Origin of the sequence: Acidothermus cellulolyticus 11B, assembly GCF_000015025.1 — a bacterium.
In the GTDB taxonomy this organism is placed as follows: domain Bacteria; phylum Actinomycetota; class Actinomycetes; order Acidothermales; family Acidothermaceae; genus Acidothermus; species Acidothermus cellulolyticus.
Genome location: NC_008578.1, coordinates 1,713,051 through 1,728,866, shown reverse-complemented (window position 1 = coordinate 1,728,866; position 15,816 = coordinate 1,713,051). Strand labels below are relative to the sequence as shown.

The following is a 15,816-nucleotide window of genomic DNA, read 5'->3' as shown; positions in this document are numbered from 1 at the left end:
CGTGCCCGCGTTGACCCTGGCTGTCGGGTCTGCGATCCGCGCTGACTCTGGCCGCCGGGCGCTATGGTCCGCGTTGACCCCGGCCGTCGGGTCTGCATGCCCACCGCGGGGAACTCGTGCAGATCGCGTGATCTGTGAGTTCGCTCATCTTGACAAACTAGTGAGTGACCACTAACTTATCGGCCATGTTCGACCGCCTCGGCAGGGCGATGTATCACCGCCGCCGTCTGGTGATCATTATCGGTATCGTGCTCCTGGCGTTGGCCGCGCTCTGGGGCAGCGACGTCACCAAGCGTTTGTCAAGTGGGGGCTATTACGACCCCCATAGCGAGTCCGTGCAGGCAGCGAATGCCATTACCGACGTCCTGCATCTGCCGTCGTCCGACGCGACTGTGCTCTTCACGAGCCGTGAACCGATCACGAGCCCGGCGAATGCCGCCGCCATCGTGGGAGCGCTTCACGATCTGCCGAAGAGTGTTGTTCCGTCCTACCTCAGTTATTGGAACACCGGCCAGCGTCGGCTCATCTCCACCGATGGTCGTTCCACTTACGTGACATTGGAATTGGCCGGCACGACCGATGCGCAGAAAGCGAGCGCGCTCCAGGTGGTCAAGCAGCGGTTGGCCGAGCTGCAGACCCGTGGCATTTCCGTCGGTTATGCTGGAGCGCAGCCGCTGAACAAAGAAATAAGTGGGCAGGTCAGCCGGGATCTCAAGCGCGCGGAGGCTTTGTCTCTGCCGACGACGCTGATCCTCCTGCTCATCATCTTCGGGAGCGTCGTTTCCGCAGCCTTACCGGTCATCGTCGGAATCTGTGGAATCGTCGGGGCATTCGCCATCCTGCGATTCCTGACGATTGTCACGCACGTCTCGATTTTTGCGCAAAATCTCGTGACGATGCTGGGCCTTGGCCTCGCGATCGATTACGCGCTCTTCGTTGTGAGTCGGTTCCGCGAAGAAATGAGCCGGACCGCGGACGTCGAGACGGCGCTGCGCCGGACATTGGCGACCGCAGGACGTACCGTTGCGTTCTCCGGCGTGACCGTTGCCGTGTCGACCGCCTCACTGGTCTTATTTCCGGAGGATTTTCTCCGGTCCATGGGGTACGGCGGAGTCGCGGTCGTGCTGTTGGATGTTCTTGCCGCGTTGACTATTCTCCCCGCTATTCTTGCCGTCCTGGGCCGCCGGGTGGATGCGCTCCACGTGCCGTGGTTCGGTCCGCACCACAGAGCGCGGCGGCTTGCTGCGCGGCAGAGTGCGTCCGCGACGCCGGTGCCGTCGTCGGGCGGTTTCTGGTACCGGCTCGCCCGTTCTGTGATGCGCCGCCCGTTGATCTACGCAATTCCCATTGTCGTCGTGCTCGCCGTGATGGCGTTGCCGTTCCGGAACGTCACATTCGGCGGGTACACCGCGAAGGTCCTGCCCGCCAACGCGCCTGGCCGCGTGACCAGCGACGCATTGGCGCGGGATTTTCCCGGCAACGAAACGACACCCATGGACGTCGTCGTCGAGAACTTCCCGGACCAGCAAAGTTTGCTTGCCTACGCCGACAGGCTGGCCCAGGTTCCGGGGACGACGGGTGCGCATGTCGCTGCGGTCCGCGGGCACAACGCTCTGATCGAGGTCGATTACCACGGGGATCCGATCTCGTCCGCCGCTCGGCACACCCTCGCCGAGGTTCGCGCGGTCCAGCCGCCTGCGGGGAGCCGGGTGCTCGTCGGCGGCTTGACAGCATTCCTCGTCGATCAGCTGCACAGCATCGGCCACGTGTTGCCATGGATGCTCACCGTGATCGCCGTGGCGATGGCTTTCCTGCTCTTCCTCGCCTTCGGGTCGGTTGTTCTGCCGTTGAAAGCCATCGTCATGAATACGATTTCCATTGCGGCGTCCTTCGGGGCGATTACCTGGATTTTCCAAGACGGGCATCTTGCGCGCCTGTTGGACTTCAGCCCGCTCGGTTACCTTGACGCCACCGACCCGATCCTGCTTCTCGCGGTGGTCTTCGGATTATCCATGGACTACGAGGTCTTCCTGCTCAGCCGCATTCGCGAGGAGTGGGACGTGACTGCGGACAACGTCAATCCGGGTGAGCGGAATGCCGCCGCGGTGGCGGTCGGGCTCCAGCGCAGCGGCCGCATCATCACGTCGGCGGCCCTGCTCCTCATCGTCGTCATCGGCCTATTCGCGACCTCTCGGATCACCACCCTCAAATTGCTCGGTGTTGGAATGGCGCTGGCCATCGCCGTTGACGCCACCGTGGTGCGCGCACTGCTTGTTCCTGCTGTCATGCGCCTTCTCGGCCGGGTCAACTGGTGGGCTCCTGCTCCGCTGGAGCGGTGGTGGCAACGCCACGCATTTCGCGAAGCACCAATAGCCGTACTGGCGGCCGGTGAACCGCCAATGGGAGGCGAGCCGCTCGCCGCGCTGTCTGACAGAACGTCGGGGGAGGAGCAGTCCCGCATAGCGGAGAATCACCAGCTCCGTTGACGGCGTGATATCCGCAGTCGCTTCCGAGTCGATGCGCAACGGCGTATTGACCGTCTCGTCGGCCGCAAGGGGAATCTGACGCTCACTTTTGCGCATGGTGGAGGCCAATTGCCTGCCGATGGCGGCAGGCTGGTGCGCTGACGGGGGGCGGATCGGTCACCCGTCGGCCGTCTTGACACTTTCTCGATGACGCGCTTGACCTCGTCCTGGGGACGGATCGGTCGCCTGCTGGCTGTCTTGACACTGGCGTGTGCGGTTTTCTATTATCGGGATCGCTTGTGATCGCATGGGAACGTTCCCATGCGTGTTGGAGATGGAAGGGATGTCGATGCGTGGCAGACTCGCCCTGGTGGGCACCGTGACCGCTGTGTGTGTGTTGGGTTTGAGGGGACCGCGTTTGCGGCGCAACCCGGCTCGGACCCTGGGCGTGTAGCGCACGCGCACCGGGTGGCCGATGAGCTCGGACCGTTGCACCGTTCGATCAATCCGGCTGATGTTGATACACCACCGCGGAGTGCACCGTCGCTGGTCGTGCAGGGCAGTAACGCTGTTCCGGTCACCGTGGACACCACGCTGACTGTCACCCCCGACGCGCTGCCGCATCTGGACCTGGCCCGGCAGCGCATTCCCCACGGCGAACAAGACCTGATCATCCTGGAAGACTCCACAGCTCCGACCAGCGTGACCTTCACGATCACCACGCCTGGGGAGACGCTTGCACCAACCGCCGACGGCGGTGCACTCGTCCTTGACTCCCACCACCAGCCCGTCGCCTTCATCGCCGCACCGTGGGCACACGACGCGGCCGGTAACCCCATCCCCACCACCTACACCATCACCCCCACCAGCCTCACCCAGACCATCACCCCACCAACCACCGCCACCTACCCCATCACCGCCGACCCCAAAATCACCTGGGGCATCATCACCGGCACCATCTACTTCAACAAAGAAGAAACCGCATTCATCGCCGCGTACGGCCTGAGCTATGGTTATTATCAATATCTTCTCGCAATACTTCCGCCTACCGAAGCGATAGGGGATTTGTCCTCGACGGTGACCGTTTATGCCGCCGCTGCTCAGTGGCTAGGAAAGTGTCTAGCAATTAAGTTTGGCTTGTCAGCGCCGCGTTTGTTCAGCGGCCCGCCAGCACCACCGTTCATAACACCGGAGGTCTATAGCGGCCGTTACTGCACGTGAGCGTGCAGGTGCTTCAAGGCATTGTTCCGGTTACCATGTATATGTAGGGAGGCGACATGACCCCCAACCTGTCATTGCATCGGTGGCAAAAAATTGTCGGATACGTGACTATCTTGTTGAGCTTTATAGCGGGGGTGTTTGTCCTAGCGGGCCACTTGCGAGCGCATCGCTCTGTCCCGATTCTGGGTATTCTCGGTTTCTCGATTGGGTACACGATTCTTTTTTCAATTCTCGCTTCTAACGATTTTTATCGCGGCCCAAGCTGGGCTATTATCGAACCATATCGAAGACGCATCATTCGCACTCTAGTGGCGCTTGAGATTGCACGAGTGGTCATAGGTGTAGCTGTTAACGACTTTGATAGTCTCACTTACGCGGCAATTTATGTAGCGCTCGCGCCATTCGAACTAGTATTCTGGATGATCCTCGTTATGCGTCTTGCTCGGGCGTGGCTTCGCTGGCGCAAACATAGGCATGAGCTTGATGCGCATGGTCGCTACAAAGGCATGCGTGCGGCGGAATAATAAGTAACTATGCCCAGACGATCGTCAGCGCCTAACCCGTCGCGCAGGATTAACGTTCCTACATCTACAGCGGAAGCTACTGCCGATGAAAGGAGAAGTGCACTTGACGACGTCCACCGTTCTGATATTTAACGCTATCCTGATAACGATTCTGATAGTGCACAACCTCTGGCTGAGGTATCGGCTCCAACCTGATCGGTATCGAGTCGTCGCAGCGGCGCTGCGTGACCGGGTCGCACTGCTCATCGGTGGCCTATTTGCCATGGTCAGCGCGTCGAGTGCGGTGGCTAGTCGTGACTACCTCCCTGGGATTGTTGGCTCGATCCTTGCCGGATATACCGTGACTCTCCTCGTACACACGATCAGGGAGCGGCGGAAAAGAATCCACGAATAAATCGCTTGCAGTTCGGTCACCTCGCGGAGCTCAATCGTGGGCTGGCGTCAACGGAGTGGATGCGGACGGAGTGCCGCCTCAGCAAACCTGCGTGACAAGGTGTACCTACCGAGGTGGCGCCCTCACCATCGCCCGACTGGCTCGACGGGGATTGCCGCTGGTTTGTGCCTGTTATGGGCGCTTAGCTGGATCGGCTACGCCGCGGTGACGCCCGTGCGCGATTATCGCTTCTCGCTCTCCCGCGAGGGTGTGCTTGTGTTGTTTTCCGTAGTTAGCACGGCGACGTCGTACGTAGAGGCGAAATTCTACTGGCGGCTCTGGGGGCGATTCTGGCGCACGGTCAGGCGTTCTCGTTACGTCATCGCCACGCTTGTTTTCGTAAAGGTCCTCGGTGTCGGAATGTACATCCATGCTCGCGAAACAAACCGGAGTCTCCTGCTCTATACGGTTTTCGTTCCTACAGTCGTGACGCTCAGCGTTCTCGCGGGGTATGGTGCGATCTCGGAAATTCGCCGGTGGCGGGACTCCCGTCGGACGCCGCGAGAACCAGATACCGAGGAAGACGCGGAGAGCCGGCTCCCTGCGGCGGGCAACTCCGAGAGCGCCGAGCTGCTGGTAACCGACACCATCGTGCTCAATGGAGTGAACGTCGTCACAACGCAGACCGCCTTTCCGGCGATGTACAGTATCACGGGTCATGCTGTGATCACCCCCGTCGTACTCGGTAACATCTACATTCTCGCTGCGACACGCCGTCGTTTTCGCGAATGGTCTCCGACGTATCGAAGGCTGGCTGTTCTCGCTGTCTTCGGCAATGCGCTCGTTGATTTCGACACGTTCTCGGTTATCAGGAGCGTGGCGTGGCAAGGAGCTGTCCTTACAGCGGCAATGGTTCTGACGCTCGCCGTTTTCACGGTGATCGACCGCCGTGCGCGCGGTGGGCGTGCTTAAGGCTGGAGGGCTGGCTGTGATTCGCCAATGTGATCCACCCAAAGTGGTGAAGCGTGTTCTCGTACTCTTGTGGCTCTTTTATACCGTGGTCTTTGTGATCAACGTGACGCTCTATCGCGACCCGCTCCGCTCACCGCTTGCCGTCGGGCTTGTCGCCGTAACCGGTTACGCAGTTGCCCTTGTCGTTTGGTCTCAAGCGAACTTTTCCGCGGCGACGCATGGGCGGACATCGCGCCCTATCGAAAGTGGATCATCGGATTACCTCTGGCGGCAGAGGCTGTACGGCTGATCGTCGGAGTGATTTCCGGCGGTCTGGTCCTCGTCGTTCTCGTCGCGACATTGTGGCCCCTGGACCAGACTATTTGGGTAACCGTGGAAATTGCCGCTGTGCGCACCTGGCTGCGACTGCGCCGGCGCTGGCGGCTCCGCCATGCTGATACAACCCGGCGTGCCGATGTTTCGGAGGGCGGGCCGACAGGGACCTGACCGCGTGCCCGGACAATCGTCAGAGCCTAACCCGTCGCGCAGGATTAACGTTCCTACAGCTACAGCGGAAGCTGCTGCCGATAAAAGGAAAAGGGACGACGTCCACCGTTCTGAGAACAGTATCCCCGCCGTGCGGCGGGCAATTCCGAGGATGCCGAGCTGCCGGTGTCCAACACCATCTTGTTCATTGGGCTGGACGTGGTCGCAGCGCAGACCGCTTTTCCGGTGATGCACCGCGTGACGGGTCGTGTCCGCCGTCGTAGCGGCCGATGCGACCGACGCGGCGCGCGTTGCCGGACTGACCGGCACCGCAGCCGCGCGTCCTGCCGCGCCGGCCATCGCCGCAGCCGCGCGTCCTGCCGCGCCGGCCATCGCCGCCGGCCGACCGCGGCGCCGGCCGACCGCCGCGCCTGCCGCGCCCTCCCGACCGCCCCTGTCGACCCCACCGGGCCCACTGTCGCCACCACACCGAGGATCGGCCCACCGGGGTGATCGAAGACGAGGTGCCGGGTCATCGGGGAGAATGACCAGGTGAGCTCGTCCCCGCTGGCCCCTCAGCCGTCATCGCCGATGCGCGCCGGCAGGCTCCCGGTCCGCCCACTGGTGATCCTCGGCTCCACTGGATCGATCGGAACCCAGGCGCTGGACGTCGTCCGCAACCATCCCGACCTGTTTCGGGTGGTGGGGCTCGCCGCGAGCGGCAGCCGGCTTGATCTTCTGACCCGGCAGGCGGTGGAATTCGGCGTCGAGGTGATCGGAGTCACCGGGGCGACACCCGCGGAGGTCGAGCATGCCCTGGCCGCCGCAGCGGCCGAGCGTGGTTGCGCGGCACCACACCCAAAGATCGTCAGCGGGCCGGAGGCTGCCGCCGAAGTGGCGGCATGGCCGCTGCCCGTCGCCGAACCACGCGACGGCGTCGTCCTCAACGGGATCACCGGCTCAATCGGCCTTGCTCCGACGGTGGCGGCGCTGCGCGCCGGGCGGACCCTCGCGCTTGCCAACAAGGAATCGCTGATCGCCGGCGGACCGTTGGTGAAAGCGATTGCCGAACCTGGACAGATCGTTCCGGTCGATTCCGAGCACTCCGCCCTCGCCCAGTGTTTGCGCGCGGGACGTGCCGACGAAGTACGACGGCTCATTCTCACTGCGAGCGGGGGGCCGTTCCGCGGCCGCCGTCGAGCCGATCTTGTCGGAGTCACCGCCGAACAGGCACTCGCCCATCCCACCTGGCGGATGGGGCCGGTCATCACCATCAATTCCGCGACGCTGGTGAACAAGGCGCTCGAGGTGATCGAGGCGCATTTGCTGTTCGACATTTCCTTGGACGCCATTGACGTCGTTATTCATCCCCAGTCCGTCGTCCATTCCATGGTGGAATTCATTGACGGCTCGACCGTGGCGCACTGCTCACCGCCGAATATGCGGCTGCCGATCGCGTTGGCGCTCGCCTGGCCGTACCGGCTCCCTGCGGTCATCCCAAGCTGCGATTGGCGGCAGGCAACGGCATGGACGTTCGAACCAGTGGACGGCGAAACCTTCCCGGCCATCGACATCGCCCGGCAGGTCGGCGCCGCGGGCGGCGTCGCGCCGGCCGCGTTCAACGCGGCAAACGAAGAAGCGGTCGCGGCTTTTCTGGCTGGACGCCTCGACTTTCTCGGCATCATGGACGTCGTCGCAGCGGTGACGGAGAAATTCCTCGCCGCGCCGCCGGTCCCGGTCCGCTCCGTTTCCGACGTGTTGGACGCCGAACGCGAAGCGCGGCGGCTCGCCGACGAACTCATCGGGGGCTGCCGATGATGGTGCTCGGCATCATTGCCTTCGTCGTCGCTTTGCTGATTTCCGTCCTGCTGCACGAGGCGGGGCACTTCGCGTTCGCTCGGCTGTTCGGCATGAAAGCCACCCAATTCTTCGTCGGTTTCGGGCCGACCCTCTGGTCACGCAAGAAGGGCGAGACCGAATACGGAATCAAAGCAATTCCGGCCGGGGGTTTCGTCAAAATCGTCGGCATGACGCCGCTGGAACACATCGACCCGGCGGACCGGCCGTGGGCCTTCATCAACCAACCCGGGCCGCAGCGCCTGGTGGTGCTGGTCGCCGGTTCGGCGGTGCATTTCGTGATCGGACTCGTGCTGCTCTTCGTCTTCGCCCTTGCGTGGCCGACGAAACCCACCGGGTACGCCCAGGTCGCAAAGGTGTACTCCTGCGCAATTCCCAACGACGCCGGGCAATGCCCGCCGGGCGCCGCCCCGGCACCTGCGGCGGGGAGACTGCAGGTCGGTGACGTCATCCTCGCGGTCAACGGCCGCAGCGTCAAAGACACCCCGGCCGTCCTCCGGAACCCGTCCAACCCGGCGTCCGCACACCAGGTCACCGGCGGCGCCGACGGCCTCGTCGCACTGACCCGATCGACCCACGGGCCCATCACCTACACGGTCAAGCGCGGCGACCGTATCCTCACGCTCACCTTTCAGCCGGTCATCGGCAGTGACGGCTTGCCGCACATCGGGTTCGTGCCCGTCAACGACTTCACCCGCCAGGGACCGGTCGGCGCGCTGACCTCCGCCGGCCGGATGTTCGGCACTGCGGTGGTCGATTCGTTCCGTGCCCTTGGGACGGTGCCGCATCAGCTGGCCGTCCTGCTCACGAATCCGAACGCCCAGCGGAGCATCAACTCCGGAGGAGGCCAGGTCACCAGCGTGGTCGGCGTCGCTCAACTCACCGGCGAAGCCTTCGCCGCCGAGGGGGCGGGAAACGGCATTGCCGTCCTCCTCACGGTGGTCGCGTCGGTGAACATCTTTGTCGGCATCTTCAACCTGCTGCCGCTCCTGCCGCTGGACGGCGGTCACGTGGCGATCCTCGGCTACGAGAAGGCCCGCGACGCGATCCGCCGTCTGCGCGGGCGACCCGCCGGCGGGCCGGTGGACCTGACCAAGCTCATGCCGATCACATACACCGCGTTAGCCTTGATCGTGGGTATGTCGCTGATCCTGCTGTACGCGGATCTCGTCAACCCGGTGGCGAACCCGTTCCAGTGAGAATGAAGACGTATGTAGTGGCGCGAGACGAGGAGCGGCCGTGACGACCATCAATCTCGGCGTACCTGAGGTGCCGGCGAAGAGTCCGCTGGCGCCGCGCCGGAAATCCCGTCAGATCAATGTGGGCGGCGTACTGGTCGGAGGCGGGGCGCCGATCTCCGTGCAGTCGATGACCACGACACTGACCGCCGACGTCAATGCCACCCTGCAGCAGATCGCCGAGCTCACCGCGGCGGGGTGCGACATCGTCCGGGTCGCCTGTCCCAGTCAGGACGACGCCGACGCGCTGCCGATCATCGCGAAGAAATCCCCGATTCCGGTCATCGCCGACATTCACTTCCAGCCGAAGTACGTGTTCGCCGCGATCGAGGCCGGTTGCGCCGGGGTCCGGGTCAATCCCGGGAACATCAAGAAATTCGACGACAAGGTCAAAGAAATTGCGCAAGCGGCCAAGGACCACGGGACGCCGATCCGCATCGGCGTCAACGCGGGCTCGCTCGATCCGCGGATTCTGCAGAAATACGGAAAGCCGACCGCCGAAGCCCTCGTGGAGTCGGCGCTCTGGGAAGCAAGTCTCTTTGAGGAGCACGACTTCCACGACATCAAGATTTCCGTGAAGCACCACGACCCGATGGTGATGGTGCAGGCATACCGGCTGTTGGCGGCCCAGACCGACTATCCGCTGCACCTCGGCGTCACCGAGGCTGGTCCCCTCCTGCAGGGCACCATCAAGTCCGCCGTCGCCTTCGGGATCCTGCTCTCCGAAGGCATTGGTGACACCATTCGCGTCTCGCTCTCGGCGCCGCCGGTGGAGGAAGTCAAAGTCGGCATCGGGATTCTCGAATCCCTCGGGCTGCGTCCACGCAAGCTCGACATCGTCTCCTGCCCGTCCTGCGGCCGCGCCCAGGTTGACGTGTACAAGCTGGCTGAGGAAGTACAGGCGGGGTTGCAAGGATTTCCGTTCCCGCTGCGCGTTGCGGTGATGGGGTGCGTGGTGAACGGCCCTGGTGAAGCGCGTGAGGCGGATCTCGGTGTCGCGTCCGGAAACGGCAAGGGCCAGATTTTCGTCCGCGGTGAGGTCATCAAGACCGTCCCGGAGTCGCAGATCGTCGAGACCTTGCTGGAAGAGGCGATGCGGCTTGCCGAAGAGATGCAAGCCAGCGGGGCTTTCGGCGACGACCAGGCGGTCGGCGCGCCGATCGTCACCGTCCAGTAGCCGGACCGGGCACGGTCACTGGACGCGCCGCCGGACGGCCGGCATCCGGGAGGGGCGATGCTGCGGAGCGTACCGGTCCGGGTGCTCGACGACCGCGACCGATCCGCCGTACAGGAGATCCTCGACCGCGATCCGGTTGCCAATGTTTTCGTAGCAGCGCGCATCGCGGCATGCGGCGTTGATCCGTGGCGGCTGGGCGCGGAGATCTGGGGTTTTGTCCGCGATGGTCAGGTGGCGGCGCTCTGTTATTCCGGCGCGAACCTCGTACCGGTCGGCGCCGATCTTGAGGCGTGTCAGGCGTTCGCCGAGAAAGCCCGGCGGCAAGGCCGGCGGTGTTCCTCCATCGTCGGACCGGCGGACCAGGTGGCGGCTCTCTGGTCATTTCTTGAACCGGACTGGGGTCCGGCGCGCGACGTGCGGCCCAACCAGCCGTTGATGGCGATCAGCGGACCGCCGCGCGTTCCGCCGGATCCGCTGGTACGCCGGGTACGACCGGACGAAATCGACGTCCTCTTCCCCGCGTGTGTTGCGATGTTCACCGAGGAGGTCGGCGTCTCGCCCATCGGCACGGACGGCGGGGCACTCTATCGAGCCCGGGTCGCCGAACTCGTGAGTCAAGGCCGCGCCTTCGCCCGCATCGAGAACGGGCGGGTGATCTTCAAGGCTGAGGTGGGCGCGGCGACCTCCGAGGTGTGTCAAGTGCAAGGCGTCTGGGTGGACCCGGAGCTGCGCGGCCGCGGCTTGTCGAACGGCGGCATGGCGGCCGTCGTCGTCCTCGCCCGCCGGCACATCGCCCCGGTGGTCAGCCTGTACGTCAACGACTACAACCTGCCCGCGCGCGCGGCGTACAAAAAGGTGGGGTTCGCCGAAATCGGCACTTTCATGTCCGTGCTGTTCTGAGGAAGCTGTTCTGCGGAAAATGTCAGTGCCGTTCTGAAGAATTCTCACCGTGCGACCCAGATGGCACGGAGCCTGGCGCCGCGGCAAGGTGCGGCGGCTGGCACGGGTGCCGGGATGGTACGGCGGCTGGAGTGTGCGCCGGGGAGGCGGTACGGCGGTGACGGAGGCTTGTCAATGGCTCGGGTGACACGTGTGCTGCGTGCGGCCGTGGTGCTGGTCGCGGCCGCCATCGTCGGCGGCTGTACCTCGTCAGTGGTGCCACGGAGTGCGCCGTCGCCCAGTGCGGTGCCGTCGTCGTCATCGGCGTTCCCACCAGGCTCCTCGGCTTCATCCGCGGCAGGTTGGTCGGCGTCGGCCACTCCATCGCCGTCGCCGTCGCCGGCCGCGACGGAGTCGAGCTCCGCTCCCACCGCGTTGCCGTCCAGCGTTCCGCCGGGCAGCGCGGCGGCCCTGCTCGCCACCCTGCCGATAAAGGGCCGCGCGCCGATGACCGGTTACAGCCGGGAGAAATTCGGCCCCGCATGGGCGGACGTCGACCACAACGGCTGCGACACGAGGGACGACATTTTGCGCCGCGATCTCATCGATATCACCTACGTGCCGGGCTCGCACTGCCGGATCGCGAGCGGAGTGCTCCACGACCCGTACACCGGAAAGACGATTCATTTCGTCCGCGGCGAGACGACGTCCCTCGCCGTTCAAATCGACCACATCGTCGCGCTCGGCGATGCGTGGCAGACCGGTGCGCAACAGTGGTCGGCGGCCAAACGCGAACTCTTCGCCAACGATCCCCTCGAGCTTGTCGCCGTCGACGGACCGACCAACGAGCAGAAAGGCGATGCGGACGCCGCATCCTGGCTCCCGCCGAACAAGGCGTTTCGCTGTGCCTACGTCGCACGGCAAATTCGGGTCAAAGCCAAATATGGCCTCTGGGTGACTCAGGCCGAGCACGACGCGATGGCGCGGGTGCTGGCGAGTTGCCCGCCGGGCATCTGACCGGACCCCGGCGGCTGGAAACCCGGGCCGACGATATGCTCACTGCCGTTGACCGCAAGCATGCCGATCGTCTGGTCTGCGAGGAGTGCCGGTGATTCAGCGGATGTCGAAGCTGTTCGTGCGCACGCTGCGTGAGGATCCAGCCGACGCGGAAGTGCCGAGCCATCGGCTTCTCGTGCGCGCCGGGTACATCCGGCGGGTCGCGCCGGGCATCTACTCCTGGCTGCCGCTCGGTTACGCCGTTCTCCGCAAGATTGAGGAAATCGTGCGGCAGGAAATGCTGCATATCGGCGGGCAGGAGGTGCATTTCCCCGCGCTCATCCCCCGGGAAATTTACGAGGCCAGCGGTCGGTGGAATGAGTACGGCGACACGCTCTTCCGTCTCAAGGACCGCAAAGGCGCGGATTATCTCCTCGGGCCGACCCATGAGGAGCTCTTCACGCTGCTGGTCAAGGGCGAGTACTCGTCGTACAAGGACTATCCCGTTATTCTCTTTCAAATCCAGACCAAGTACCGCGACGAGGCGAGACCACGCGCCGGTATCCTCCGCGGCCGTGAATTCGTCATGAAGGACAGCTACTCCTTCGACCTCGACGACGCGGGGCTCGCCGCTTCGTACACCGCCCACCGCGAGGCGTACCGGCGCATTTTCGACCGGCTCGGTCTGCGCTACCGGATCGTTTCAGCGGTCTCCGGTGCGATGGGGGGTTCCGCCTCGGAGGAATTTCTCGCGGTGACCGAGGTTGGCGAAGACGCCTTCGTGTACTGCCGGAACTGTGACTATGCGGCGAACACCGAAGCAGTCGAGATCGGCGTCCCCGACCGGCTCGACCCCACCGGCCAGCCGCCGCCCCAGGTGCTCGACACGCCGGACACCCCGACCATTGACGCGCTCGTCGACCGGCTGAACAGCCTTGACCTCGGACGCCGTTTCACCGCCGCTGACACGTTGAAAAATGTCGTCCTCAAGACGAAGGCGCCGGGTGCGGACGACTGGGAACTGCTCGTCGTCGGCGTCCCCGGCGACCGCGACGTCGATCTTAAGCGCCTGGCCGGGCAACTCGACCCGATCCAAGTCGAGCCGGCCACGGCGGAGGATCTCGCGCGACGTCCCGAATTGGTCCGCGGCTACATCGGCCCGCAGATTCTGCGGCGGATCGGGGTCCGGTATCTGGTCGACCCGCTGGTCGTCCCCGGCAGCGCCTGGGTCACCGGGGCGAACGAGCCGGACAAGCACATGGCCAACGTCGTCCGGGGCCGGGATTTCGAGCCGGACGGCGAGATCGGAGCGGCGACGATCCGCGACGGCGATCCATGCGGCCGGTGCGGCGGCCGGCTCGCCCTGGCGCAGGGAATCGAAATCGGCCACATTTTTCAGCTCGGCCGGAAATACACCGATGCCTTCGAGCTCGATGCCCTCGGTCCGGACGGCAGGCCCATCCGCATCACCATGGGCTCCTACGGCATCGGAGTGTCCCGGGCGGTCGCGGCGATCGCTGAGCAGTGCCACGACGACGCCGGTCTCATCTGGCCGCGGTCGGTGAGCCCCGCCGACGTCCATGTCGTCATCGCCGGGAAGGGCGAGCAGGAGAAGCTCGCCGAGGAATTCGCGGCTGCGCTGGACACCGCCGGCCTGGACGTGCTGCTGGACGACCGCGTCGACGCGTCGGCGGGTGTGAAGTTCGCTGACGCCGAGCTCATCGGGATTCCGAGCATCGCCGTTGTCGGGCGCGGGGCGGCGCGCGGGGTCGTGGAGGTGCGCGACCGCGGGAGCGGCGAGCGCCGTGAACTGGCACTCACCGACGCGGTCGCCGAGCTGCGCACTCTGGCGGCCGGTGCGTGAGCCGCGCGCTGCGCGTGGCCGGTTCGCATCACCCCTGATACGGGCGGGACACGCCGGCTCGTGCTTCCGGGTGCTGCCGGTGCGCCCGTCACGTGGTGTGGATACGGTACCCAGGACCCGGCCGATCCGGCTACGCTTGCCCCAGACCTCGCGATCAGACGTCCCGGACGAGTGTCGGGCCGGTCCACGGGTCGTCTGCGCGCCGACAGAAGGAGATCGGGATCGGAATGCCGACCAGCACGGGTGCTCAACGACTGGCCGAGTTGCTAGCCCCGGTCGTCGCCGGCCAGGGTCTCGACCTGGAGGGCGTCACACTGCTCGATCACCGCACGTCGGCTCATCTCCGGATCGTCGTCGACAAGGACGGCGGTGTGCAGCTCGACGAGATTGCCGCGGCCAGCCAAGCGATCTCGCATTTTCTCGACAACGACGCCGAAGCCGACGCCATCATCGGGCCGCGCAGCTACACCCTGGAGGTGAGCTCGCCGGGCATTGACCGTCCGCTCGTCGAGCCGCGGCACTGGCGGCGCGCGATCGGCCGGCTCGTCCGGGTGCAGCTGCCGGATCTCGGCCCGGTCGTCGCGCGCGTACAAGACGTGACCGGCGACCAGGTGCGGCTCGGCATCGAGTGGCAGTACACCGACGACGGCGCATGCGTCCGGCAGTATGAGGAGCGGACGGTCGCCATCGCCGAGGTGCGCCCGGGACAGATCGAGGTGGAGTTCGAGGAGCATCCGTGAACATCGACATGGCGGCGCTGCGCAGCCTGGAACGGGAGAAGGACATCTCCTTCGACCTGCTCGTCCAGGCGATTGAGACGGCGCTGCTCACCGCCTACCAGCGGACCGAAGGCGCTTACCCGCGCGCACGGGTGGTTCTCGACCGCAAGACCGGGGAAGTGACGGTGCTCGCCGCGGAGACCGACGCCGAGGGGAACGTCATCCGCGAATTCGACCACACCCCGCAGGATTTCAACCGCATCGCGGCCATGACCGCCAAGCAGGTCATTCTGCAGCGGCTTCGGGACGCCGAACACGAGCTGACCTTCGGCGAATACGCCGGGCGGGAAGGCGACGTCGTCGGCGGCATCATTCAGCAGCAGCACGATTCCCGCAACGTGTACGTGAATCTCGGCAAAGTCGAGGGCGTTTTGCCGGTGACCGAGCAGGTCCCCGGGGAGCGCTATGTGCACGGCGAGCGGATTCGTTGCTATGTCTTGTCGGTGCACAAGGGAATCCGGGGCCCTCAGATCACCCTGTCCCGCACCCACCCCGGGCTCGTGCGCAAGCTTTTCGCCCTCGAAGTACCGGAAATCGCCGACGGTTCCGTGGAAATCGTTGCGCTGGCGCGTGAGGCGGGCCACCGCACGAAAATCGCCGTCCGGTCGAAGGTTCCCGGTCTCAACGCCAAGGGCGCCTGCATTGGTCCGCTGGGACAACGGGTTCGCGCCGTCATGGCCGAACTGCACGGCGAGAAGATTGACATCATTGATTACTCCGACGACCCGGCGACGTTCGTCGCCAACGCGCTCTCCCCGGCGCGGGTGACGTCGGTGGAGATCGTGGACCCGGTGACGAAGTCCGCGCGGGTGATCGTCCCCGATTACCAACTGTCCCTTGCCATCGGTCGCGAAGGACAGAACGCGCGGCTCGCCGCCCGGCTCACCGGCTGGCGCATCGACATCCGCCCTGACACCGAAGCCGCACTCTCGCCGGGGGACGCCGACGGACAACACCCGGCGTCGTCGTCCGGGGTCGGGGGAGCTGCGTCCGCCGCGTCGTGAAC

14 protein-coding genes are annotated in these 15,816 nt (G+C 64.9%); all 14 read left to right on the top strand.

The window, feature by feature from the left end:
- Positions 1–164: 164 nt before the first annotated feature.
- The 14 genes from ACEL_RS07885 to nusA all read left to right on the top strand — a co-directional run bounded on the left by ACEL_RS07885 (position 165) and on the right by nusA (position 15,814).
- Entirely contained in the window at positions 165–2,486 is a 2,322-nt protein-coding gene (locus tag ACEL_RS07885; RefSeq protein WP_193138725.1) for an MMPL family transporter, read from the top strand.
- Between the two features lie 447 nt (positions 2,487–2,933).
- On the top strand, positions 2,934–3,686 hold the full coding sequence (locus ACEL_RS11555; protein ID WP_049751449.1) for a hypothetical protein: 753 nt from the start codon (positions 2,934–2,936) through the stop codon (positions 3,684–3,686).
- 56 nt (positions 3,687–3,742) lie between these two features.
- Entirely contained in the window at positions 3,743–4,210 is a 468-nt protein-coding gene (locus ACEL_RS12150) for a hypothetical protein (protein WP_148204571.1), read from the top strand.
- 103 nt (positions 4,211–4,313) lie between these two features.
- Positions 4,314–4,604 (top strand): hypothetical protein, encoded by a 291-nt coding sequence (locus ACEL_RS07870; RefSeq protein ID WP_148204570.1) that lies wholly within the window; start codon positions 4,314–4,316, stop codon positions 4,602–4,604.
- Between the two features lie 213 nt (positions 4,605–4,817).
- A complete protein-coding gene (locus tag ACEL_RS07865; protein WP_041835015.1) occupies positions 4,818–5,555 on the top strand; it encodes a hypothetical protein in 738 nt (245 codons plus the stop codon).
- 186 nt (positions 5,556–5,741) lie between these two features.
- Positions 5,742–6,041, top strand: coding sequence for a hypothetical protein (locus ACEL_RS07860; RefSeq protein ID WP_041835014.1), 300 nt, complete (start codon positions 5,742–5,744; stop codon positions 6,039–6,041).
- Positions 6,042–6,611: 570 nt separating this feature from the next.
- Entirely contained in the window at positions 6,612–7,838 is a 1,227-nt protein-coding gene (gene dxr, locus ACEL_RS07855) for a 1-deoxy-D-xylulose-5-phosphate reductoisomerase (RefSeq protein ID WP_041835013.1), read from the top strand.
- Entirely contained in the window at positions 7,835–9,076 is a 1,242-nt protein-coding gene (locus tag ACEL_RS07850) for a M50 family metallopeptidase (protein WP_011720358.1), read from the top strand. The genes dxr and ACEL_RS07850 overlap by 4 nt, the downstream gene beginning before the upstream one ends.
- 40 nt (positions 9,077–9,116) lie before the next feature.
- Entirely contained in the window at positions 9,117–10,292 is a 1,176-nt protein-coding gene (gene ispG, locus ACEL_RS07845) for a flavodoxin-dependent (E)-4-hydroxy-3-methylbut-2-enyl-diphosphate synthase (RefSeq protein WP_011720357.1), read from the top strand.
- A 57-nt stretch (positions 10,293–10,349) separates the two neighbouring features.
- Positions 10,350–11,192: a GNAT family N-acetyltransferase gene (locus ACEL_RS07840; RefSeq protein ID WP_011720356.1), complete on the top strand. Its 843-nt coding sequence runs from the start codon at positions 10,350–10,352 to the stop codon at positions 11,190–11,192.
- Between the two features lie 174 nt (positions 11,193–11,366).
- Positions 11,367–12,188, top strand: coding sequence for an HNH endonuclease family protein (locus ACEL_RS07835; RefSeq protein WP_011720355.1), 822 nt, complete (start codon positions 11,367–11,369; stop codon positions 12,186–12,188).
- Between the two features lie 91 nt (positions 12,189–12,279).
- Positions 12,280–14,031 carry a proline--tRNA ligase gene (locus ACEL_RS07830; RefSeq protein WP_011720354.1) on the top strand — a complete coding sequence of 584 codons (1,752 nt, stop codon included), beginning with the start codon at positions 12,280–12,282 and terminating at the stop codon, positions 14,029–14,031.
- 227 nt (positions 14,032–14,258) lie between these two features.
- Complete coding sequence (gene rimP / locus ACEL_RS07825) at positions 14,259–14,771, top strand: ribosome maturation factor RimP (RefSeq protein WP_011720353.1); 513 nt, start codon at positions 14,259–14,261, stop codon at positions 14,769–14,771.
- Positions 14,768–15,814 (top strand): transcription termination factor NusA, encoded by a 1,047-nt coding sequence (gene nusA, locus ACEL_RS07820; protein WP_011720352.1) that lies wholly within the window; start codon positions 14,768–14,770, stop codon positions 15,812–15,814. Before rimP ends, nusA begins: the two co-directional genes overlap by 4 nt.
- The last annotated feature ends 2 nt before the right edge of the window (positions 15,815–15,816 follow it).